Raw genomic sequence first — 23035 nt, 5'->3', positions numbered from 1 at the left:
TCTTGACTTGCATAGATAGGGGGGGGGGTATATTAATTTGGAAATATGTCAAGAGTTTTACAACAAGGAGTAAATAGATGAACTGTGCAAGCTGTAATTCAGAAAATACACAAAGACTAGAAGTGATTTTTCATGATGGAACTTCACATATCAATACAAGTAGCCGAACTACGGGAACAAGCTTAACAAACCCTATAGGCGGGCTTTTTGGTGCTAAAACGAAAACTAAAGGGACATCTATGTCAACAGCTGCTCAAAAAGCAGCTCCTCCAGCTAAAAAGAGCTTCAAAGCCTCTATTATTCTTATTATTATCGGCGCCTTTTGGACATATATGAATACTATTAATCATTTTGATTTCATTAGTGCTATTATAGGCATCGCACTAGTTGCTGGCGGTGGATATCTAGGCTATAGAAGCTTTAAATACAATAGTGAAGTTTTTCCTAGTTTATATAACCATTGGCTAAATTCATGGATGTGCAATAAGTGTGGTTCAATTTTTACACCAGAATAAAAACTATAACTCTCTTATTCTTTTAGCTTAACTCTGCTATCATTTAATATAAGATTTTTAAATAAAAAATTTGTAAATGTCATATCAAGCATTAGCTCGTAAATACAGACCACAATCATTTGCAGAAGTTGCGGGTCAACAACATGCCCTAAATAGTTTAGTGCATGCATTAGAAGCTCAGAAAGTCCATCACGCTTATCTTTTTACTGGTACGCGAGGGGTTGGTAAGACAACTCTAGGAAGACTACTAGCAAAATGCCTAAACTGTAAAACTGGTGTAACTGCAGAACCATGTAACGAATGTGAAAACTGTGTTGCTATAAATAACAATAATTTTATTGATCTAATAGAGATTGATGCTGCATCACGCACAGGTGTCGAAGAGACAAAAGAAATTCTTGATAACATCCAATATATGCCCTCTCAAGGTCGCTATAAAGTTTATCTAATAGATGAAGTTCATATGCTGTCTAAACAGAGCTTTAATGCCTTGCTAAAGACTCTTGAAGAGCCACCTGAGTATGTCAAATTTATCTTAGCTACTACAGACTATCATAAGATACCTGTAACAATACTCTCTAGATGTATACAGTTACATCTAAAGCATATATCTCAAGCAGATATCAAAGATCAATTAAAGATGGTGCTATCTAAGGAGAATATTGAGTCTGATGAACAATCTCTTGATTATATAGCATATCACGCCAAAGGAAGCCTTAGAGATGCATTAAGTTTACTTGATCAAGCAATTAGCTTTTGTGGCGGAAAACTTGAACAATCACAGATCAAACAAATGCTAGGTATAGTAGATAGTGAAGAAATTTATACACTAATAAATGCTATTATAAATGATACTCCGGATAAGATATTGCCCGCGGTTAAAAATCTAACTCTATCTGAAGATAAGGCTGAAGCTGTGCTTGATCGAATAGCTGAGGTTTGGTTTAGTTGCTGTCTATATGGAATAACTCAAAGCCTAGATTCTACAAATCAGATTAGTGTAGATTTGATAAACGATATTTTAGAAAAAATAGATATTGAGCAAGCCCATCTACTCTATCAACTGACTATTGCAGCAAAAAGAGACCTTTCTTTAGCACCAAGCTTTGAAACTGGATTAGCAATGGCTATTCTTAGACTTATAGCTTTCAAAAAAAAAAGCTTAAATAATAATTCTAATATCACTCCTCAATCTAATACAAGTAATATATCTAAACCAAAAAATAAAGATCTCTCCAATCTTCAAAAGGAGTACAGTAAGCCTACTACAGCCTCCAGTCCAGTTAAAAATAATGAGACAAGCACTCCAATACAAAATAAAGATAAAGAGCAAGTACAAAAACAACATAGCGAACTTGATAAACACTGGTTTAACACTCTTAATAAAATAAAGCTTAAAGGCTTCACAAAAACTCTCGCATTCAATAGCCATCTGATTAAGAATGACGGAAACATTTATGAAATCCAACTAAATGATGATGCGAAAAAAATTCTAGAACTTGATCCACAAAGTATCGCAAAGTTACAGTCTGCTATTTGTGAATTTCTGGATAATCCTAGCTTTAGGCTTGATATTAAAAACTTACCCTCTCATGTATCAAATAGTCCAAATAAATCTCCTGCAGAAATAAAACGTGAAAACGCTGTACAGAAAATCCATAGTGATAAAAGCGTGGAATTAATAAAGGTTAGTTTAGAGTTAGATATCAAAGATGAAAATATAGTTTTAACGGATTAAGAGAGTCAGAGTAAATTATTAAATATACTCCCATGCACTTTTATCAGCAAAGATTGCATGTAGAAGTTTATTATTAAGAGTATGACCTGACTTAAAGCAGTTGAAATGACCCAAGATATAACCTCCAACATAGAAGTCACCAATAGCATCTAAAAGCTTATGTCTAACAAACTCATCATCATAGCGTAAACCGCCTTCATTAAGGACACCTTCATTACTAATACCTACTGCATTATCTAAAGATGCTCCTTTTGCAAGATTGTTTTGATGTAGGTATGCAAGCTGCTCATAGAAGCCAAATGTTCTAGCTTTTGATACCATCTTAATATACTCATCAAGATTATACTCAAATACGATATGATCATTAGTCGCAGCAATTACCGGATGATCCCACTGTATTTTAAATTCATATTTAAGAGTATCGCTAGGCAAAACTTCAGCAAACTTATCCTCATGCTCAACTCTTATAGGCTTTAAGATTCTAATCCCTTTTCTATCTTCGCTTTGCTCTTTTACTCCAACCTCTTTTAAAAGTTGCGTAAATTCATAAGAGCTACCATCCATAACAGGAAGTTCTGGAGCATTGACTTCAACAAGTACATTATCCACTTCAAACATAGCAAGTGCTGACATTAAGTGTTCTATTGTTGATACAGCTAGGTTTTGATCACCCTCTTTTGTCAAAAGAGTACACATAACAGCTTCCTTAATATTAAAAGGTGTTACTTTAATATCAACAGCAGGATTTAAATCTGCTCTACGAAATACTACACCTGTATTAATATCTGCTGGCTTAACTGTCATAGAAACATCTACTCCAGAGTGTAAGCCAATACCTGTTACAGAAAACTGATTTGCTATTGTTTTTTGCTTCATTCTTAACCTCTTTAATTATAGATATAAATTAGCTCACTACAGAGTAAGCAATAATTATACTTATCACCACATGCTAAAATAAATTTAGCACAAAAATCTTATAGTAAGTTATCTATATATAAAAATACCAATACTTAAATTATATATATCAAAAAACTATATTGATATAGAATAACCTAAGATTTTAGGCTATTGTCGATATATTTGATTTATATGAATTGAAAGAAAAACTTATATAGAAATTATCTTCTTCTTAAGAAGCTAGGGATATCTGATTTATCAGCTGAGCCAAAATCAGATTTTGATGTATCATTAGAACCTGAAACTTCAGAATCATTTCTCACGAAAGGAGTACTTGGCTTGCTTGAAAAGCTTGAACCTTGGCTAGTAGCAGGTTTTTTCTCAACACCAAAGCCTTTCTTCATAGCAACTTTTTCGATACCAGTTACAACAACTGTTACATTCATAGAATCAGACATATCTGGATCAATAACAGTACCAGCTATCACGATTGCTTCATCAGAAATAAATGATCTAATAACTTCACCAACTTCTTCAAACTCACCAATAGACATGTCCATACCAGCTGTAATATTTACGATTACACCCTTAGCACCATCTAAGTTGATATCTTCTAGAAGAGGGCTTGAAATAGCAGCTTCTGCAGCTTCTCTTGCTCTATTTTCACCAGTTGCTTGACCCATACCCATCATAGCTAGACCCATATCAGTCATTACAGCTCTAACATCGGCAAAGTCGACGTTGATTAAACCTGGCTTAGTAATTAGCTCAGAAACACCTTTTACAGCATTTCCTAATACATCATTCGCTGCATTAAATGCATCTAATAAAGATGCACCTTTACCAAGTACGCTTAGAAGCTTTTCATTAGGTACTGTAATTATAGAGTCAACATGCTGAGTAAGCTCATCTATACCATATTCAGCAGCTTTCATTCTTCTAGGGCCTTCAAATGGGAAAGGCTTTGTAACTACAGCAACTGTAAGGATTCCCATTTCTTTTGCAACTTCTGCAACAACAGGAGCACCACCAGTACCTGTACCACCACCCATACCGGCAGTGATGAAAACCATATCAGCACCTTCTAATAACTGCTCAATTTTAGCTCTATCTTCTGTAGCTGCTCTTTTACCAACTTCAGGATTTGCACCAGCACCTAAACCTTTAGTAAGGTTAGTACCAATTTGTAACACATTTTGAACTTTTGATTTTGATAATGCTTGACCATCTGTATTTAAGGCAAAAAATTCAACGTCAGAAACCTCTTCACACATATGTTGTACAGCGTTACCGCCACCACCACCAACACCGACAACTTTAATTATGGCACTTGAAACCATTGAATCGTTAAAATCAAACATATTATACTCCTTTACTTTAGATTTATTTTTCTAACCTTTTATATCTTAAAAATTATTCGAAAACCATCCTTTTACAGATGACATTATCTTTTTCTTAGACTTACCTGTGTCTTCATCAATCTCTATCATATCTTCATCAACACTTTGCTCAGAACTCACTTGAGCATTTTCAGAAGCATACTTTAATAACCCAACAACTGTTGAGTAAGAAGGATTGTGCACAACTTCATTTGCACCGCTAACCTCTATTGGTCCACCAACTCTTACAGGTAGCTTAAACATATCTTCAGCCAATCTAGCCAGACCTTTCAGTTTAGCTCCACCGCCAGTAAACACGATACCTGATGATATAACATCAAGTAAACGGTTTTGATCTAGCTCTCTATACAGGGCCTCAAATATTTCCTCAACTCTAGCTTCTATAACTAATGATAAATCCTGTAGTGATATCCTTTTTTTAGCATTACCTAGAGAGTTTGGTATATCTATTTTCTCATCTGGGTTTTTAAGATATTTGCTCGCTGCATAACCATACTGCAACTTTAAGCTCTCTGCTGCTTCTATAGGAAGCCTAAACACTTTTGAGACATCTGAAGAGATATTACTACCACCAGTTGTAATACTAGATGTATAGCAAATTCCACCTTCTGAGAATACAGAAAAACTTGTTGAGTCTGCTCCAAGGTTAACCAAACAAACTCCCATTTCTTTTTCATTCTCTGTAAGAGTTGCACTACTTGCTGCTAGATGTTCAACTACTAAACTACTTATCTTATAGCCACAGTTTGAGACGCATTTTCTGACATTCTGTAACAAGCGTGAAGATGCTACTATAATATGTACGTTAGATTCTAGTCTAACCGCAAACATACCAATTGGCTCTGTAACACCAGATTGGCCATCTACGATATAATCTCTTTGTAACACATGTAGCATCTCAGTATCTGCAGACATAGGTACAGCTTTTGCAGTTTTTATTGCCATAGCAAGATCTTCCATACTAACCTCACCATTGTCTACTGCTGCTAGACCATACGAGTTAAAACCTGCAATACTAGGAGCACTTATTCCTAAAGTTAATTCCCTGACATCAACACCAGCTATACTCTTGGCTTCATCTAAAGCAGCATTTAACGTCTCCATAGCCATTTCAAGGTTAATTACTGAACCTTGCTTTATACCTTTGGATCTTTTTTGACTCACACCCAGTATTTTTATACTATTATTTTCTGCAAGCTGACCTATCGCAACAGTGACTTTGTGAGATCCTAGATCAACTGCACAAAAATTATCATTCCCAAAACTCATTTATTTAGCCCCAATCTAAAAAAGACAGATATTTTTTATTTATAATATACACTTATATTACATTATAAGCTGATAATCATAGAAAACCAATAGCATAAGCATCTTTTCTATTTATACTTTACAGCGAACCCATCACTATAACGCATATCAAAATATTTTGCTGACTTATAATCTTTTACTTTTTGATATGATTTAAAGAACAACTCTAACCTAGAGCGTAATTTTTTTGAACCCAAAACAACTTTCATATCATTAGCAAGTAACAGACTAAACTGGTTACCACTATAATAAATCTTTATTATTTCTGTACCGTTCTGTTTAGCAATGGCATTTAACTCTTGATAGGTTTCATAAATATAGTCTTTGTTATCATTATCACTACTTTCTATATAAGGAAGATCTCCATCATAACTAAAAACTTGAGGAGCGATAATATCCATATTATCTAATAGAATTTCACTATTATTCCAATAAGCTATAGGCTTATGGTCATATAAATATATAACAAGTGTTGATGGCCATACTTTTTTTACTAAGGTATAATCAACCCCTTTAAATGAGTGAAGGTACTTTTCTATATTATCTGTATCAACATTAAACCACTCTTTATTACTAAGCTTATCGACCTTATTTATTAAATCTTGCTTTGATATATAAACCAAACCATCATTAGAAACAACATCAACTCTTGAAATTGACCTATCGGTTTTAGTGGCAACATATATTACTACACCAAGTAGTATCAACAATATCAAACCTAATATTAGAAACTTTCGTGTAGCGCCGATCATCTTGCCTGTTCTATTATTAGTTTAACCAAATCATCAAAACTAACACCTTCTGCAGCTGCAGATTTTGGCGAAAGACTATTTTCGGTCATTCCTGGAGAAGAGTTTATTTCCATAATATAAAACTCTCCATCAGCATAGATAAAATCAACTCTTGCATGCCCCTTACAGTCTAATAAATCATATGCTCTTTTAGCTAGTTGGCGAACTTCTAGTTCTTTTTCCTGACATAAGCCACTTGGGCAGTGATATACTGATTTACCGCTATACTTAGACTCATAGTCATAAAATTCGTTTAATGGTTCAATCCACACAGATGAAAAAACCTGATCATTAACCACGGCCACAGTTATTTCCTTACCTGTGACCCATTGTTCAACCATTACTTCACCATATTTAGAAGCTTCTTCATATGCAGGTTTTAACTCATCTAGTTTTTTAACTTTAAATGTAGCTATACTTGAACCACCATTACTTGGCTTAACAGCTACCGGAAAGCTTATCTCATCTTCACTTACTAACTTATTAGTAAGTACTTTTGCCATTGGTGTTGGCATACGATGATGCATCCAAATCTCTTTAGAGATCATTTTATCCATCGTAATTACAGAAGATCTCATCCCTGAGCTAGTGTGCTTGATACCTAACATTTCTAACAATGCAGAAACTCTACCATTCTCACCATCTTCACCATGTAAAGCAATAAAACACTTATCAGGATTTAGTTCTAAAAGCTTTGATACTAACTCTTTTGAGCTAGCATCTAGCCCTACAGCATTATAACCTTGACTTAGCAATGAATCTAAGACAGCTTTTCCAGAATTTAAAGATACTTCCCTTTCAGGAGAATCGCCACCATATAAAACAACTATTTTTTCTTTGCTCATAAACTTATTTTCTTCTTTCTCTGAAAAACTTTCTTAAAAGCTCTCCACATTGTTGATTCATCACACCATTAATTATCTCAAACTTATGGTTAAAACCTTTACTTTGGTGCAGCTGCTGTATTGATGTAACCCCAACACGAGTATCATCACAAGCATAAACCAATTCAGAAACTCTTGCCTGAATTAAAGCACCAAAACACATTATACATGGCTCTAAAGTAACATACAATTTTGTATCAACTAATCTATAATTATTCAACTGCCGAGCAGCTTCTCTTAGTGCTAATATCTCTGCATGGGCAGTAGGATCATTTAATGTGATAGTCTGATTATATGCTTGAGCTAATATTTGATCACTCTGATCAACCACTACAGCCCCAATAGGTACTTCACCAGCACTATAGGCTAAAAGAGCTTGTTCATATGCTTTTTGCATAAAAAAATTATGTTTTTCAAAGTCACTTGACATAAAATAAATTTATATTTTCCTTGAACAAAAGATATCTCTTAGATAATATTATACATTACAAAATTGTTTGCTAATGCTTTTTAATAAAGCCAGTGGGTGTTAGCAAACCATGTTAAACCAACCACACTGGAAATGGAAATCAAAAAAATGTCAGAAAATTTCAAAGAACTATTTGAACAATCTCTAAAACAAACAGAGATGAGAATAGGTAAAATCATCGAAGCAACTGTTGTTAGTATAGATAAAGAATTTGCAATGATTGACGCTGGTCTTAAGTCAGAGTCTTTCATCCCTGTAGCTTCTTTAAAAAATAACGATGGTGAACTAGAAGTAGCTGTTGGTGATAAAATCAACGTTGTTCTAGAAGCTTTAGATAACAGCTGCGGTGAAACTAGACTATCAAGAGACAAAGCGAAGAAAATCGAGCTTTGGGACAGAATCGAAAACGCTTTCGAAAATAATGAAACTGTTCTTGGTAGAATCACTAATCACGTACGTGGTGGTTATACTATGGATGTAGAAGGTCTTAGAGCTTTCTTACCTGGTTCATTAGTTGATACAAGACCTATCAAAGATGTAGCTCACTTAGAAGAAAAAGACATCGAGTTAAAAGTTGTTAAGATAGATACTAAGAGAAATAACATCGTTGTTTCTAGAAAAGCTGTTATCGAAGAGAACAACTCTGGTGATAGAGACGCTATGCTAGAGAAAATCTCTGAAGGTACTGTACTTAAAGGTATCGTTAAAAACATCACAGACTTCGGTGCGTTTATTGATCTTGGTGGTGTTGATGGTCTATTACACATTACAGATATTTCTTGGAGCAGAATCAGCCACCCTACAGATGTACTATCTATAGGTCAAGAAATCGACGTTAAAGTAATCAAGTTTGACAAAGATAAGCAAAGAATATCTCTAGGTATCAAGCAACTTGGTGAAGATCCTTGGTTAAATATTGCTAATGAGCTTCCTGTAGGTGCTAAGCTAATGGGTACTGTGACTAACATCACTGACTACGGTTGTTTTGTTAAGCTTAAAGAAGGTATCGAAGGCCTAGTTCATACTTCAGAAATGGATTGGACTAACAAAAATGTTAACCCTCATAAAGCTGTATCAATCGGTCAAGAAGTTGAAGTTATCGTACTTGAGCTAGATGCTGACAAGCACAGAATATCTCTAGGTATCAAGCAATGCAGACCTAATCCTTGGAGCGAATTTGATAAAAACTACAAAACAGGTGATAAAGTTACTGGTAAAATCAGATCAATCACTGAGTTTGGTGTATTTATCGGACTTGAAGGTGGCATAGATGGTCTTGTACATATCTCAGATGTTGCTTGGGATAACCCTGCTAAAGCTATCAAAGAGCTTAAGAAAGGTGATGATGTAGAAGCTGTATTAGTTTCTGTAAACACTGATCTTGAAAGAATCGCTCTTAGCATGAAGCAACTTTCTGAAGATCCGTTCAAAAACTTCATCAACATCCACCCTAAAGGTTCTTTAGTGAAAGGTACAGTAGCTAAAGTACAAGAAAATGGTGCTGTTGTTATGCTTGACGAAGAAAACAATATTGATGGTTTCATCAGAATTGCTGAAGTATCAGTTGATCATACGAAAGATGTTCGTGATGAGTTAAGCGAAGGTCAAGAAGTAGAAGCTAGAATTATCAATATCGATGCTAAGAAGAGAAGCATAGCTCTTTCTATCAAAGCTGTTGATGAAGATAACACAGCAGCTGCTGGTAAATCTAACTACAAAGTAGAACAAATGACTCCTACTACTCTTGGTGACCTTATCAAAGAGCAACTAAGCAAGAAGTAAGAATCTAAAACTGCTAAACATTAAATCTACTTAACCTATAAGTTATTTTTAGCTTATAGGTTTTTTTATTTCTAAAATCGACTAAAATTACACTCACTAAAATATTTTACTAGTAAAAATATGCTTACTGATAATATACAAATCATTAATGCCGAGCTAAAAGATAACAAAGTTGTCAGCATACCTACTGATACTGTATATGGTCTTAGTTGTAAACTATCTAAAGGTGCCGTCAACAAGGTTATAAATCTAAAAAAAAGAGACTCTAGTAAAGGGTTCATTATAATATCTCATGATTATAAGCATCTACTAAAATATGTTGATACAACATCACTTACTACAGAACAGATTAGAAAAATATCTACACAACAAGATACTCCTACTACATGGATTGTCCCTGGTAAAGAAAGTATCCAATGGCTAACAGGTGGCAAACCAACTATTGCCATACGCCTAGTAGACACAACTATAGTTAGTCAAATATGCTCAAGTATTGATGATGCTATCATATCTACTAGTGCAAATATCTCTGGTCAGGATTTTATTAACAATGCTGAGAATATATCTAAGACATTCCCAGATATTTATGTATTAGAAACTCAAGTAAAAGCATCGCAACCATCTAGAATTATTGATATAATTACAGGTCAAAGGATAAGGTAGCTGCTAGTGATTTATAGTTTGATAAATTACTAAAAATGTAATAGCATTACTTTGTTAAACTATTTAGAGTTATAAGTTAAAGGAAAAAAATGGAAAAGATAAGTCATAAAGAAATCCAAGACAAGTTGTGGAGTAATGAAGATGAAAACAACTTATCAAACGAGCAATATAATGCTCTATTGATTGAGCAATATAGAATCTATGTAGAGTTAACTGATAGAACAGGATATAGAAGAATAGTTATAAACCTTTTCTTCTTAGTTTTTAACCTAATATTAGTTGGTATTGTTGCTCTAGCTATTAGTAATAATATTAATGTTGAAAACCCTCCTTCAGCAGTGTTAATTTCTATTCCTTATTTTGCTGGACTCGTTTTCTGCTATGCTTGGTGGAAAATTATTAGATTTTTCAGACACCATATACAAATTAAAAATAGTATCGTCCCTTCTTTAGAAAGACGCCTACCTTCAAGAGTATGGCTAACAGAAGAACATATCGCTGAAGAGAAAGGCTCATTTAAACCTATCAGAATATTAGAAATATATATGCCATTTATTTTCATGGGTATATATTCAGCTTTATTCTTGTTTATCCAACTAGCATGGCTAAAACAATAGTTTAATAATGTCTTCTTCAATATTAAAAAACTTGAAAATATTGACATATCTAATCAATCTCAAACAGCCATTCATGCTTTAGAAAAGTTCAACCACTCTACCTAAACAAATTTAAGAGCCTAACAAATGACTCAAAATAAAATCAAATACTTTGTTAGTAAGACTACTAGGTGCAATCATAGCTAACTTTGAATCAAGTTTATCATCCTCCAAAGAAAGAGGAAAAAGGTTTAATTTTAATTAGGTTCTGTGCACAAAAAAAGCTAAATTAGATTGAAAATAGCTAAACCGTTGTTATTTAGAAGTTGAAAGACAATAAATACCAAGGGTTTAGCAAATGCATTATCATATAAAAGAAGTATTCTGGTCAAGTATTTTATTATTCTTAAAATCACAAAAAGGTATACATACCAATGATGAAGACAAATTAAGATTGTTTATTGAAGCAGTATTTTATGTATTACGTACAGGCTGCCAATGGAGAATGTTACCATTTTATTATGGTAAATATAGATCAATACATAAGCGTTTTAAGGATTGGAGTGATAAAGACATATTCTCTAAATTATTTAAGTCAGTGCAAAATCCTGATTTACAAGAAGTTATGCTTGACTCAACGATAGCAAGAGCACATGCCTGTGCTACAGGATATGACAAGAATGATAACCAAGCAATTGGTAGATCAGTTGGTGGAGTAACCACCAAGATTCATGCTATGACCGATGCTTTAGGCAACCCGCTGGAAGTATTACTGTCAGAAGGTAAAACTCATGATAGTAAAGTGGCAATAGACCTACTACAGAAGGTATATAATACAAAAGTTATCGCTGATAGAGCATATCACTCTAATGAAATTAGAGAACATATTCAAAATATATCCTCTGAAGCTGTTATTCCCTGCAAATCAAATACTATAAACCCTATAGATTTTGATATTCAAATATACAAAGAAAGACATTTGATAGAGAATTTCTTTTCTAAAATTAAGCATTTTAGAAGAGTATTTTCTAGGTTTGATAAAACCATTTCAGCATATCTGGGTATGATTAAATTAGCTTGTACTTTTATTTGGCTTCGATGAGAATTTATTTTTGTGCACAGAACCTATTAAAATAGAAACTAGAGTTGTTATTCTTTCTCAGACTTAGTATAGATGAGAATACATAATCAAATCATGAATATAATTAAGTTAGCAATATAGTCTCATTTAATAAAGATCTTAAGGTCTAGCGACTTATTTTGTACAATATCCTGTTTTTATATATTTGTAAAGTTATTAAAAATTAACTTATCTCTGATTGCTGTTGAGAAATATAATTATCATTTTTTTGCCAAATATCATTTAGCCAGTTTTGAAAATTTTCTTTGTCCTCTTCATTATTAAAATAATCCCCTAAAGGAACATCCGAGATTGGTATGAAATTTACCCTTACTTTTATATTTTTGGTTTTTCTCACCATAAAATCCCACAAAGTCTGCTCAGGATTATCATAGACAATCGTCGTATTTAATATTCCAGACATTCTGTCTGATAAGCTTTTTAGTATTACAGCGATACCTCCAGCTTTAGGATTAAGTAAATTTTTATAATTACTTTTTTTTACTTTTTCAAAAGAAAATCTAGTTCCTTCAACAAAATTGACTATTGTAGTAGGTCTTAGAGATAGGCCTTTACAATACTCAAAAGTCTTCTTTAAATCTTCGCCTTTTTTCTCGGGATTCGCTGTTAGATACTCTTTTGAGTACCTTTTCATTGCTGGAAACTCTAGAGCCCATGCAATTAAGCCTAAGACTGGAATAAAAAACACCTGAACTTTCATAAAAAACTTAGGAAAAGCTATCTTCTTATGAAAGGCTAGCATCAATATAAAAGTATCAAGCCAACTTTTATGGTTACATATAATCAAATATGAACTATTTTTGTCTAAATTAGCATTCTGTTCAAATTGTATTTTCGTGGGAGAAAAAAGTTTTGTAATTAAAATAGCATAACTAACCCATAAGCTTGCACAGTATTGAACAGCAGAGGTACAAAAGTATCTTACACTTCTAACTGGCACAAGTAGCTTAATTAACGAAAAGAAAAATACTGGAATAACAGTAACTACAGCACTTGATAAAAAACAAGTAGTAGAGAACAAAGCATAATAAGTATACTTTAGAGCTTTAATCATAATATTTTAAAAACATTTTCTTTAATATATAGTACCACTTATGACTACGCTTTTAAAATATCTTCTCTAAATATATTGATTAATAATTCTTAATTTTTAAACCTTGTAATATTGAAAATATTTTAGAGATAACACTTTGCAAAAATTTAACAATTATCTCTAATAAAGAAATAAACTAATCTTTTATAAATTTGTATCCTAATCCTGCAGTATTAATTAGTATTTCTTAAGTTGAGAGATAACACTCAACTTATTATCTTGACTCACCTGAACCGTTATAGCTCCGTTTGCATATGTATCGAGTACTTTATGCTTTAGATTATTAAGCTGATACAGCTCTCCTAGGTTATTTGAGATATAGATAATATAATCAAAACTATTATTAATAAGTCTTGGATACAGCTTTACCGGCGTAATTATAATATCTGGAGAAACTACTCTACTGTATAAGTTAAAAACTTCTTCTTGAGACTTTAGACTAGCATTATCAACTAACAAAAACTCTCTATCTAAGTACTTAAGATCAACGAAGCAAGTGTTCTTGTTGGATAAAAACTTAATATGCAAATTATTAAATGATAGATTATTCTCATAGCTACATTTTATTGAATCCAAGTTACCATTATCGCTATTTGAAATGGTTCTTTCTACTGGAATAATCTGCTTAATACTTTCTAAACTGAAGCTCTTTTGAACATCAACAACAATCATATAATCAATCTTATCAATACCTTCAAGTTTTAGATAATTCGCTAAAATATTAGATAGAATATATTCATTATCTAAATTCTTAGCTGATGTATATAAAAGGTTTTGACCATTATTTTGAATTAAAACCATCTGGTCTCTAGTATCAAAGATATGTAAATTAAAATATTTATACTTCTTTGATAAGTCTGTAGGTGACTGGAAAAAGACTAAACACATCACCAATCCAAGCAACCTAACCGATTTAGAAAAAGGGAGAATCAATAAAGTAATACCGACAAGCACAATTATTAGGCTAGTTAGTGAAAAATAACTCCAATATTCTACAAGCTGAATATGCTTAGTCAAAAACTCCAAATATACATATAACAGTTTTAAAAAGAATATAGGAATAAACCACAGTTTCAGCCCTATAAAAGAAATAATCAAACAAAATAATAGCAATGGCAATATCACAAAACTTACTAATGGAATAGCAATGATATTTGCTAAAATCGAAACTAGAGAGAAACTACCAAAATAATAAACAGAGATAGGGATCAAAAATATTGTTAGATAAATTTGTGGTATAAGAAAATGAGCTAACTTTGACTTATATTGTTGTAGCAATATTGAAATAATAACCAACAATACTACAGCTGAAAAACTAAGCCATAGGCTAGTACTATAAATAGATTTAAAGTCTAGTAATAATATTACTACAAATGCAATAAAGACAGACCTAACAATTGAAACTCTCTTTTTTGTAAACCATAAAATAACTATTATCAACAGCATAATGACAGCTCGTTGAGTAGGTAAACTAAATCCAACAAGCAAACTATAACTAAAAGCAACAATAATCGAAGATATAACACCAATATATTGTGCTGGCAACTTACGACATAGTTTAGGAGAAAGAGACCACACTCCCCTAAAAACCAAGAACGCAATAAATGCTAATAAACCTATATGTAAGCCAGAAATCACCATTAGATGAGAGGTTCCCGAATTTATTAATAGATTTCGTTCTGACTCAGTAAAATCCTTATCCCCTATTAACAAAGCTAATACGAAAGGTCTTAAATCATTTCCTTTTAACTGACTCTGCAAGTGATTATAAATATGGTATCTAAGCCTTTCTGACAAAGATAAGAATGCCGTACCATTATATGTAATTTTCGAACCATTTTTAACATCACCTATTGCTATAATATGATTATGCTCTAAGTATTGTGAATAATTAAAAGCATTAGTATTATCATATTCATGTGGTTTATAGATCTTTGCCAATACAGTAAGTTTGCTAGCAGGTACTAAATAATGCCGATAACTATTATCTGCTTTGAGTAAGATATCTCCATATTTATACGTATGAAAGATAAATTCTAACTTGTGATCCTTTTGCTTTGGGATAGTACTAACAACACCTGATAGAGATATTTCTTGGTTATATTTAAAGTCTTCAATATGCTCATATGAATAGCAAAAATTGAAACTAGTAAATAACAAAATAATCAGCAACCACATTTGCCTTATTACAATCATTAAATACAAAAATATTACCCTATTATATTGATAATAACATTTTGAACTTTCTAAAGAGAAAATATTGAATTTATCTTTTGTAAAAACTCTTGTAATTTATTAAAAAAGGTAGATAATACGTTCGCCTTAATTACAACAAGAGGTTATATGAAACCCTTAAAAATACTTATTGATAACAAAGATGTATGGTCTCCCTACTATCCTTACTCAAACTTAGAAACAACTCATCAATATCTACAAAACATTAGTATAAAGCCAAATTATATTATTAATTTATCTGAACAAATGGGTTATCTAGAGCAAGGATATTATGCTTGTTTATTAGCACACTCAAATAAAGATACTATTATACCAACAGTTGAAATTCTAAATAGTATTAGTCACTTTGAGGAGATGCTATTATCCAACTTGATTAATAAAGATATTAAGCTTGTTAATGCTCTTAAGACCGAATATATTAATATGAAAATTTTCTTTGGTGTAGCTAATATACAGGGTCTCGAAAAAGTGGCGAAAAAGATATTTGAATCGTATCCATCCCCAATATTAGAAACCATACTAGAAAAACAAAATGCCATTTGGAAAATAAAAAGTATAACTATTGGTAAGATTAGTCAACTTAGTGATAGTGAGCAGACAATCTTTGCAAATGCTTTAAATAATTTTAGTAGTAAAGTTTGGCGTAAACGAAAAAATAAAAAAAATTATCACTATGATCTAGCAATACTACATGACCCTAATGAAACTCTTCCTCCAAGCGATAGCAAAGCACTAAAAAACTTTCGACAAGCAGCTAATAGCTTAGGTATATATACTGACTTAATAACAAAAGATGATTATATGAAACTACTTGAATATGATGGGCTTTTTATTAGAACGACAACTTCTATTAACCATTATAGCTATAGTTTTGCTAAAAAAGCTGAAGACAATAATTTAGTAGTTATTGATGATACAAAATCAATAACTTGTTGTACAAATAAAGTTTACTTGCATAACTTGATGACTAAAAATAGAATTCCTACACCAGAGGGCAAACTTATCTTTAAAAATGATGACTTCTCTCCTCAAGAATTAATTAATGAGCTTGGCCTACCTATCGTACTAAAAATTCCTGATGGTTCATTCTCAAAGGGAGTCAAAAAAGCCAGCTCTATTGAAGATTTAGATCAAATCCTTAATAATATGTTTGAACAATCTTCAATAATAATTGCGCAAAAATATTATTATACTGATTTTGATTGGCGTATAGGAGTACTAAATAATAAGCCAATATATGCATGTAAATACTATATGGCAAAAGATCATTGGCAAATAACTAACCATAACAAAAAATCAACACAGCATGGTAAATCTGAGGCATTTGCTATTCATCAAGTTGATAAAGCTGTTATCAAAATAGCTCTTAAGGCTGCAAAGACTATTGGTAATGGGCTATATGGCATAGACATTAAAGTGATTAATAACAAACCTATCATTATTGAGATTAATGATAATCCATCTATCGATTCTGATATTGAAGATGCTTATATAGGTGACCAACTATATACAACAATAATGTTGGAGTTTCTCAATCGAATGAACCATAAGAAACTACCATATGCAAATAACTAAAGCTAAATTAGTAGATCTTGAAGAGCTTCTTAATCTAGAAAACTCTACATTTCTATCTGACAAAATATCTAGAAAACAGTTTATATACAATATAAAAAAACAAAAATATTTCTTAGTTTCTAAAAAAGATAACTCTATAACCGGATATATACTATGTTTTGAGTATAAAAAAACAATTAGAATATACTCTCTTGCTGTTTGTCAAAACTATCAAGGACAAGGACTAGGTAGAAAGCTTTTAGAATATGTTATGAATAGCTCAACAAAAGATATCTCTCTAGAGGTAAACATCAACAATTCTCGAGCTATAAATTTATATAAAAATATAGGATTTAAAATTAGCAAACAAATAGACAAATACTATGAGAATGGCGATGCTGCATATAAGATGTTATTAATAAAAGAAAACTTAAAATTTAAAAACTAATAATGAAAAAGTTGAGCTAGTACACTTTGTAAAAATATCTGGATACAAAATAGTACTATCAGAACAATTATTGGCGAAAAATCAAATCCTGATCGTGGTTTTATAATACTTCTAGCTCTTGCTAGTAGTGGTTCTGTAATTTGGAAAATTACAATAAATATAGGATTCATCCCACCTTGGATAAACCAGCTAGCTATAGCTCTTATAACTATCAAATAAACATACATATTTATGATAGCAAAGATTATATCCACAAAAGGCTTTATAAATATAAAGGTCAAATCAAACCCTAGGCCATTGAGTAAGCCTAAAAGTAAGTCTTGAATAACAAAAACTAAATATACCGCAACAATACATGACCAGTCTAAATTTAAAAAACCTGGCACAAGCTTCCTAATTGGCAGGATAATAGCATTCGTAATACGCATAATCATCTGACAGACAGGGTTATAGAAATCTGCTTTTACCCACTGCAAGAAAAACCTAAATAACAATATAAAGGCATATAAACCAAAGACTATACTAACTAAAAAGTCAGCAACATTAATTAAACCATTTAACATTGTTTTACCTATTTATTCTTTTTAATATATTCGATACCAGCAGCTATTGCTTCAACTTGGGCCAAAATACATTCTTGAGGATTTGTTTTTGGGCTATCTGGATATACTTCTGTAGTAGTTGTATATTCAGCATTAGATAGAGACATACATAGTTTTTCTTTATCTGAATCACAAGCCATAACACCATCTTTTATCGTATCATCACCAAGAATAGTTGTATCTGGATCTGTTGGTGCGATATGAGTAACCTTAGCTACTGCATCAATTATATATTTCTGAAACTCATAATGAGGTCTATTACTATTAGCTACTAAATAGAAACCATCTGGGATTCCCCACTTATCTATAGATATTCCTTCACGAGCGGCTAAAGCAGGTCTAAACTCACTATCATCAGTATCTGTAGTCTCATGTAAATCTATATGCATTATAAAATCTTGCTTTAAAGAATACACATATTTCATTGCAGCAACTGATTCTTGACAACCACTATCTAGATAAAATGATCTATTTGGATCTACGGCATTAGGATTCCAACGGTTAATTGTTTCATAACCCCATGGACTTATACATGGTAAGATAACTATATTGAAATCTTTAGCAAACTCTAAAGCTCTTGTCTGAGCAAAGCTAATTGCTCCTTGAACGCCACTTGTCTCATACCCATGAACTCCACCAGTAACTAATATAGATGGTTTAGAAGCATCCCAATTTTTAGTTCTTAGAGCATATAATTTATAGCTGCCAACAGAGTACTCCAATTCATGATATACCTCTACATCAAACTCAGTAGTTAATGCTAGTATCTTTTTCTCAGCTTCTTCATGATATGATCTTTTTTTACTTTGCTCATTAAGCCACTGTTGTTTCTCTTGTAAACCCCATTTTTTACCAGGTGTACCAATATGATAATTTTCAGACATAATTTTTAAATTAGTTAATACAACGTTAGCTATTAATTATATATATTTTTAAACTAAAAGTCAGTTGATGAAATAGTTTTAAATTTGGGGAATTTGTGTGGCTGGGCTAGCAGGATTCGAACCTGCGCATGACGGGATCAAAACCCGTTGCCTTACCGCTTGGCGATAGCCCAACTAAAGAACTAACCTTAAAAGTTAGTAGGCATAGTTTAATGTCTTAACCACCCATTTGTCAAGAGATTTATCAATTTTTCTTGCAAGTTGTTGTAGTTTATCTTCATATTGCGACAGTAAGTAAAAACATGACCCTGTCCCAGTCATTCTAAAATCAGGATCTAAGCCTTTTAGATAGTTATTAAATTCAGGATACTTTGTAAAAAAAACATTCTCAAAGTCATTATGCATATATCTCTTATCAAAACTTAGATCTTTAGATAAATAATTAGTCGTCTTAATAAGCTTTTCACTTTCAAAAAACTCTTTTGTACTTATATGAATATTTGGCTTAATTAGTAACACATAATGTTCTTTAAAATCTTTATGATATAGTCTGTCACCTATCCCTTCTGCCCATGCTGATTTACCATATAGAAATATTGGCACATCCGCGCCAAGTTTAGCAGCTAATCCCATCATATCTTGATTAGACAACTCAGGCATATAAAAATCTCTCATAGCCATAAGAGTTGTCGCGGCATTAGAGCTTCCACCACCAAGCCCCGCTCCCATAGGTATTTGCTTTGATAACTCAACATCAACGCCTACACTGGGAACTTTGAAAGCTTTTTGAAACTCTTTTATAGCTTTATACACTAAATTATCAGTTTTTGATGAGATCGCCACATTGCTTGAGATATTGATTTCAGATGAGTCATTAAATCTAAATTTTAAATCATCTTTTAAATCTAAAAATGTAAACCATGTTTGTAGATTATGATAACCATCATCTCTTTTATTCAATATGTGTAAAAAGAGATTAATCTTTGCAAAACTTTTATATTCTTTATATCTTAGATCTGCCATGATTTTATAACTATTTTTATTATTAAATTATCTCTATCCATCCTTATTCTTGATGGCAACGGATATTTAGAACCAACAAACTGATAATTCTTATATGAAATATTCCAATTATTCTGCTGTAATGTTTCTGTAAGGTTATTTTGGTTTAATTTTGACTTATACTTGATACTAGGAATAGCTACACCTTTTACCCAGTATTTTAAACCACCTACAGGCACATACCAACCTAACTGCTCTAGCATAAGTGATTTAGCATCTTTTGCCTGTATTTTTTGTCCTTTACTATTTTCTAAAGTTACTTGACTAGGATCTCCTTTGATCTGCACACTACCTATACCGAGAGGTCCGTATAGCTTAATACTAAATTTATCACCATCTTGGGTGTATATGTAATTTGCGGATTCAGCCTTATCATTATAAATAATTCCTAGAACACCTCTTATCTGCCAATTATCAAGCTTAAGAAGCTGAGGCTTTATCTTATCCTGCTCAAAGGTATTTTTCGAAGATATTGGAACCATTTGTGTTTGCATAGTAGTACAAGATACTACCGCACTTGCAAATAAAGAACCTAATAAAAGCTTAGATATCTGCTTTATACCTATTTTTAACTTTGACATAATGTTTAGCATTTTCTTGTATAATTTCTCTTTCTTGATCGCTTATTGGTCTGATTTTCTTTACTGGGGATCCTAGATACATATAGCCAGATTCAAGAACCTTACCTGGAGGAACTAAGCTACCGGCACCTAAAAAAACCCAAGGTTCAATAATGGCTCCATCTAAAACTATAGATCCCATACCTATTAAGCAATTATTCTTAATTTCGCAACCATGTAATATAACACCATGACCAACTGTAACATCATCACCGATAGTTAATGGGAAACCTTCTCCAGAATCTTTAGGGTATTCTGTAGTGTGCAAAGTACTACAATCTTGAATATTAGTACCTTTACCAATAGTAATTGTTAGTAAATCACCTCTAACACTAACTTGAGGCCAAATAGATGCATCACCCTTAAGTATAACATCTCCAATTACAGCAGCAGATTCATCAACGTATGCAGATTCGGCAACATCAGGACTCTTACCATTAAAGCTTCTTATACATCTAGACACAACTGATCCTTATTTCTTTTATTAACATTATCTCTTAATGATATCAAACTATAGCTGTCTAATTTGATTTTCTTATTCTTAGTAAATGGTTGTGCATAACCATTATTATCAATGATAAATAGCGCTATTGCATCTGGGTTATCAGCAAAAAAATTATCAAGCGTATAGTTCGGAGTAATATTTGTACTTCTAATACTAGCTCCTTGGTTTAGTCTATCTATCAAAAGATTAAAATCTACACCTTCATCAAAAAGTAACATTGCAAGGTTTGTTTCAATCGCTCCAATACCTTTATAACTTTCTTTTTGGGATGCTCTTAAAACATAAGTATTCTTAGAGCCAAATTCATGTTTATATTTAACAGCTGATACTGCGTTTACATACTCACTAGTTGACAAGCCTAACATTGAACCAATGCCTACTAGATTAATACTCCAATCTGCATGAATCGAAACGGGACTTCCATAATATGTATTTAAACCAAGCTGGCGACATTTTTGGACATTTGCCCATGATGAATCTGTAATAATAACTTCAATATCATTCTTAACAAAAATCTCTGCTAACTCACGAGCAAACCTATTGCCTCCAATTATTAAGAATCCTTTACCTTCAGGCTCTGTAACTCCTAAAGCTTTTGAAATAGATGGCGTGAAAATACTTTGAAAGATAACTGTAAATATAATTATCATAAATACGAAAAATACTAAAGTATCAGCTTGAGATGTCAACTCAGGGTTTGAACGACTAATCTTAACCGCAACTAACGCTGCTACAGATGCTGCAATAATTCCTCGAGGGTAAATCATCCCCATAACAATCTTTTCTGCAAAAGTTACTCTAGAACCAATAGAGCATAAGAGAACTACCGCAGGTCGTAAAACAAACTGCAAAAACAAAAATATCTCTATTAAAGCTAGCCAATAATCTTTGAATAAACTAAAGTCAATATCTGCACCTAATACAATAAACAATACAGAAATGATTACTATACTTAGATTTTCTTTAAATGACACAATATCAGACATTCTAATATCTTTCATATTTGCCATTACAAGACCCGCTACAGTAACCATCAACAATCCTGCACCATGCATTAGAGAATCCGTAATAATAAACCCAACAACAATAACAGCTAAAACAAAGAAGCTTTTTAGATATTCTGGAATGTAGTGCCTTCTAAAACTTAAACCAATTAAATATCCAAAAATAAAGCCCGAAGTCACTCCCAAGATACAAACAAATACTATATATGCAATAAATACACTGACTCCATTTGGCTCACCATAGTATGAACTTCCTAAAACAAACCATGAAAGCATAAATACAACGACTAATGCTCCTATTGGATCAACAATTATTGCCTCCCATTTTAAGATATTTGCTACGTGTCTTTTAGGCCTAACAGTTCGCATTAATGGTGGTACTACAGTTGGACCACTAACGCAGGTTATGCCACCAATTAACAAAGAAAGCTGAGGGTTTAAACCTAATATATTATGACAAAAAATAGCTGTAAATATTATTGTTAGTGCTAAGCCAACTGTAATAAGTAAAATCACAATGCTACTAATATTCTTAATTTTATTAAAATTTAATGAAAGGCTTCCTTCAAATAAGATTATAGCAACACATATTGATACAAATGGAGATAGTGCCTCACCAAAAATAACACTTCCATCAACTAGTTTAAAATCACCAGGAAAGAACTGTGCAGAAACTGGTCCTAAGATAATACCACTTAAGATCAAAAACAGGATTGATGGCAGTTTTAATTTCCATGACAAAAACTGAGATACAATAGCAGAAAACAATATTAGGCCCGAAGCTAACATAATATAATTAGATGAGTGTACAAATGCTTCTATGCTATTATGCAAAATCAAACTC

22 protein-coding genes and 1 tRNA gene are annotated in these 23035 nt (G+C 32.3%); 8 read left to right on the top strand and 15 right to left on the bottom strand.

The genetic code is table 11. From position 1 onward, the window contains the following. The first annotated feature begins 77 nt into the window (after positions 1-77). Positions 78-515 carry a hypothetical protein gene (locus FIP56_RS00780; protein ID WP_192577104.1) on the top strand — a complete coding sequence of 146 codons (438 nt, stop codon included), beginning with the start codon at positions 78-80 and terminating at the stop codon, positions 513-515. 76 nt (positions 516-591) lie between these two features. Continuing rightward, a complete protein-coding gene (gene dnaX, locus FIP56_RS00775) occupies positions 592-2253 on the top strand; it encodes a DNA polymerase III subunit gamma/tau (protein ID WP_192577103.1) in 1662 nt (553 codons plus the stop codon). Positions 2254-2271: 18 nt separating this feature from the next. Here dnaX and lpxC read toward each other — a convergent pair whose 3' ends face one another. From lpxC to tadA, 6 genes are all read right to left on the bottom strand, one after another. Continuing rightward, the gene (lpxC, locus tag FIP56_RS00770) at positions 2272-3129 is read right to left on the bottom strand and encodes a UDP-3-O-acyl-N-acetylglucosamine deacetylase (protein WP_192577102.1); all 858 of its coding nucleotides are present in this window, start codon (positions 3127-3129) and stop codon (positions 2272-2274) included. 242 nt (positions 3130-3371) lie between these two features. After that, on the bottom strand, positions 3372-4511 hold the full coding sequence (gene ftsZ / locus FIP56_RS00765) for a cell division protein FtsZ (protein WP_192577101.1): 1140 nt from the start codon (positions 4509-4511) through the stop codon (positions 3372-3374). A gap of 45 nt (positions 4512-4556) precedes the next feature. After that, on the bottom strand, positions 4557-5819 hold the full coding sequence (gene ftsA, locus FIP56_RS00760; protein ID WP_192577100.1) for a cell division protein FtsA: 1263 nt from the start codon (positions 5817-5819) through the stop codon (positions 4557-4559). Positions 5820-5926: 107 nt separating this feature from the next. Continuing rightward, positions 5927-6610 carry a cell division protein FtsQ/DivIB gene (locus FIP56_RS00755; RefSeq protein WP_192577099.1) on the bottom strand — a complete coding sequence of 228 codons (684 nt, stop codon included), beginning with the start codon at positions 6608-6610 and terminating at the stop codon, positions 5927-5929. Continuing rightward, positions 6607-7494: a D-alanine--D-alanine ligase gene (locus FIP56_RS00750; RefSeq protein WP_192577098.1), complete on the bottom strand. Its 888-nt coding sequence runs from the start codon at positions 7492-7494 to the stop codon at positions 6607-6609. Before FIP56_RS00750 ends, FIP56_RS00755 begins: the two co-directional genes overlap by 4 nt. Before the next feature lie 4 nt (positions 7495-7498). After that, positions 7499-7963, bottom strand: a complete 465-nt coding sequence (tadA, locus tag FIP56_RS00745; protein WP_192577097.1) for a tRNA adenosine(34) deaminase TadA — start codon at positions 7961-7963, stop codon at positions 7499-7501. Between the two features lie 147 nt (positions 7964-8110). On the opposite strand from tadA, the gene rpsA reads away from it, so the two are divergent. From rpsA to FIP56_RS00725, 4 genes are all read left to right on the top strand, one after another. Then, positions 8111-9784 (top strand): 30S ribosomal protein S1, encoded by a 1674-nt coding sequence (gene rpsA, locus FIP56_RS00740; RefSeq protein ID WP_192577096.1) that lies wholly within the window; start codon positions 8111-8113, stop codon positions 9782-9784. 120 nt (positions 9785-9904) lie between these two features. Continuing rightward, positions 9905-10447: a Sua5/YciO/YrdC/YwlC family protein gene (locus FIP56_RS00735; RefSeq protein ID WP_192577095.1), complete on the top strand. Its 543-nt coding sequence runs from the start codon at positions 9905-9907 to the stop codon at positions 10445-10447. Positions 10448-10536: 89 nt separating this feature from the next. Beyond that, on the top strand, positions 10537-11064 hold the full coding sequence (locus tag FIP56_RS00730) for a hypothetical protein (protein ID WP_192577094.1): 528 nt from the start codon (positions 10537-10539) through the stop codon (positions 11062-11064). Between the two features lie 337 nt (positions 11065-11401). Next, a complete protein-coding gene (locus FIP56_RS00725) occupies positions 11402-12145 on the top strand; it encodes an IS5 family transposase (protein ID WP_192576991.1) in 744 nt (247 codons plus the stop codon). Between the two features lie 202 nt (positions 12146-12347). Here the strand turns inward: FIP56_RS00725 and FIP56_RS00720 are convergent, their stop codons facing one another. Further along, a complete protein-coding gene (locus tag FIP56_RS00720) occupies positions 12348-13238 on the bottom strand; it encodes an acyltransferase (protein WP_192577093.1) in 891 nt (296 codons plus the stop codon). Between the two features lie 216 nt (positions 13239-13454). After that, positions 13455-15470 (bottom strand): ComEC/Rec2 family competence protein, encoded by a 2016-nt coding sequence (locus FIP56_RS00715; protein ID WP_192578816.1) that lies wholly within the window; start codon positions 15468-15470, stop codon positions 13455-13457. Positions 15471-15620: 150 nt separating this feature from the next. Here FIP56_RS00715 and FIP56_RS00710 point away from each other — a divergent pair, with 150 nt between their 5' ends. Then, a complete protein-coding gene (locus FIP56_RS00710) occupies positions 15621-17087 on the top strand; it encodes a RimK family protein (protein WP_192577092.1) in 1467 nt (488 codons plus the stop codon). Next, positions 17074-17514, top strand: coding sequence for an N-acetyltransferase (locus tag FIP56_RS00705; protein ID WP_192577091.1), 441 nt, complete (start codon positions 17074-17076; stop codon positions 17512-17514). Before FIP56_RS00710 ends, FIP56_RS00705 begins: the two co-directional genes overlap by 14 nt. On the opposite strand, the gene FIP56_RS00700 is transcribed toward FIP56_RS00705, so the two are convergent. From FIP56_RS00700 to FIP56_RS00670, 7 genes are all read right to left on the bottom strand, one after another. Then, positions 17511-18077 carry a YggT family protein gene (locus tag FIP56_RS00700; protein ID WP_192577090.1) on the bottom strand — a complete coding sequence of 189 codons (567 nt, stop codon included), beginning with the start codon at positions 18075-18077 and terminating at the stop codon, positions 17511-17513. The two genes, FIP56_RS00705 and FIP56_RS00700, sit on opposite strands and share 4 nt — an antisense overlap. An 8-nt stretch (positions 18078-18085) precedes the next feature. After that, positions 18086-19000, bottom strand: coding sequence for a M14 family metallocarboxypeptidase (locus FIP56_RS00695; protein ID WP_192577089.1), 915 nt, complete (start codon positions 18998-19000; stop codon positions 18086-18088). Positions 19001-19098: 98 nt separating this feature from the next. Beyond that, positions 19099-19173 (bottom strand) — tRNA-Gln (locus tag FIP56_RS00690). Positions 19174-19195: 22 nt separating this feature from the next. Further along, a complete protein-coding gene (gene ispE, locus FIP56_RS00685) occupies positions 19196-20023 on the bottom strand; it encodes a 4-(cytidine 5'-diphospho)-2-C-methyl-D-erythritol kinase (RefSeq protein WP_192577088.1) in 828 nt (275 codons plus the stop codon). Further along, on the bottom strand, positions 20011-20655 hold the full coding sequence (gene lolB / locus FIP56_RS00680) for a lipoprotein insertase outer membrane protein LolB (RefSeq protein WP_192577087.1): 645 nt from the start codon (positions 20653-20655) through the stop codon (positions 20011-20013). Before lolB ends, ispE begins: the two co-directional genes overlap by 13 nt. Then, a complete protein-coding gene (locus FIP56_RS00675) occupies positions 20606-21145 on the bottom strand; it encodes a gamma carbonic anhydrase family protein (RefSeq protein WP_192577086.1) in 540 nt (179 codons plus the stop codon). Before FIP56_RS00675 ends, lolB begins: the two co-directional genes overlap by 50 nt. Next, complete coding sequence (locus tag FIP56_RS00670; protein WP_192577085.1) at positions 21130-23025, bottom strand: sodium:proton antiporter; 1896 nt, start codon at positions 23023-23025, stop codon at positions 21130-21132. The genes FIP56_RS00675 and FIP56_RS00670 overlap by 16 nt, the downstream gene beginning before the upstream one ends. Positions 23026-23035 lie beyond the last annotated feature (10 nt).

Source organism: Francisella sp. LA112445, from assembly GCF_012224145.1.
Taxonomy (GTDB): Bacteria; Pseudomonadota; Gammaproteobacteria; order Francisellales; family Francisellaceae; genus Francisella.
This window is presented reverse-complemented; position numbering and strand designations above follow the sequence as displayed.

Coding starts and splice junctions, on each gene's coding strand:
- FIP56_RS00780 (WP_192577104.1), top strand. CDS start 78: ATGAACTGTGCAAGCTGTAATTCAGAAAATACACAAAGACTAGAAGTG.
- dnaX (WP_192577103.1), top strand. CDS start 592: ATGTCATATCAAGCATTAGCTCGTAAATACAGACCACAATCATTTGCA.
- lpxC (WP_192577102.1), bottom strand. CDS start 3,129: ATGAAGCAAAAAACAATAGCAAATCAGTTTTCTGTAACAGGTATTGGC.
- ftsZ (WP_192577101.1), bottom strand. CDS start 4,511: ATGTTTGATTTTAACGATTCAATGGTTTCAAGTGCCATAATTAAAGTT.
- ftsA (WP_192577100.1), bottom strand. CDS start 5,819: ATGAGTTTTGGGAATGATAATTTTTGTGCAGTTGATCTAGGATCTCAC.
- FIP56_RS00755 (WP_192577099.1), bottom strand. CDS start 6,610: ATGATCGGCGCTACACGAAAGTTTCTAATATTAGGTTTGATATTGTTG.
- FIP56_RS00750 (WP_192577098.1), bottom strand. CDS start 7,494: ATGAGCAAAGAAAAAATAGTTGTTTTATATGGTGGCGATTCTCCTGAA.
- tadA (WP_192577097.1), bottom strand. CDS start 7,963: ATGTCAAGTGACTTTGAAAAACATAATTTTTTTATGCAAAAAGCATAT.
- rpsA (WP_192577096.1), top strand. CDS start 8,111: ATGTCAGAAAATTTCAAAGAACTATTTGAACAATCTCTAAAACAAACA.
- FIP56_RS00735 (WP_192577095.1), top strand. CDS start 9,905: ATGCTTACTGATAATATACAAATCATTAATGCCGAGCTAAAAGATAAC.
- FIP56_RS00730 (WP_192577094.1), top strand. CDS start 10,537: ATGGAAAAGATAAGTCATAAAGAAATCCAAGACAAGTTGTGGAGTAAT.
- FIP56_RS00725 (WP_192576991.1), top strand. CDS start 11,402: ATGCATTATCATATAAAAGAAGTATTCTGGTCAAGTATTTTATTATTC.
- FIP56_RS00720 (WP_192577093.1), bottom strand. CDS start 13,238: ATGATTAAAGCTCTAAAGTATACTTATTATGCTTTGTTCTCTACTACT.
- FIP56_RS00710 (WP_192577092.1), top strand. CDS start 15,621: ATGAAACCCTTAAAAATACTTATTGATAACAAAGATGTATGGTCTCCC.
- FIP56_RS00705 (WP_192577091.1), top strand. CDS start 17,074: ATGCAAATAACTAAAGCTAAATTAGTAGATCTTGAAGAGCTTCTTAAT.
- FIP56_RS00700 (WP_192577090.1), bottom strand. CDS start 18,077: ATGTTAAATGGTTTAATTAATGTTGCTGACTTTTTAGTTAGTATAGTC.
- FIP56_RS00695 (WP_192577089.1), bottom strand. CDS start 19,000: ATGTCTGAAAATTATCATATTGGTACACCTGGTAAAAAATGGGGTTTA.
- ispE (WP_192577088.1), bottom strand. CDS start 20,023: ATGGCAGATCTAAGATATAAAGAATATAAAAGTTTTGCAAAGATTAAT.
- lolB (WP_192577087.1), bottom strand. CDS start 20,655: ATGCTAAACATTATGTCAAAGTTAAAAATAGGTATAAAGCAGATATCT.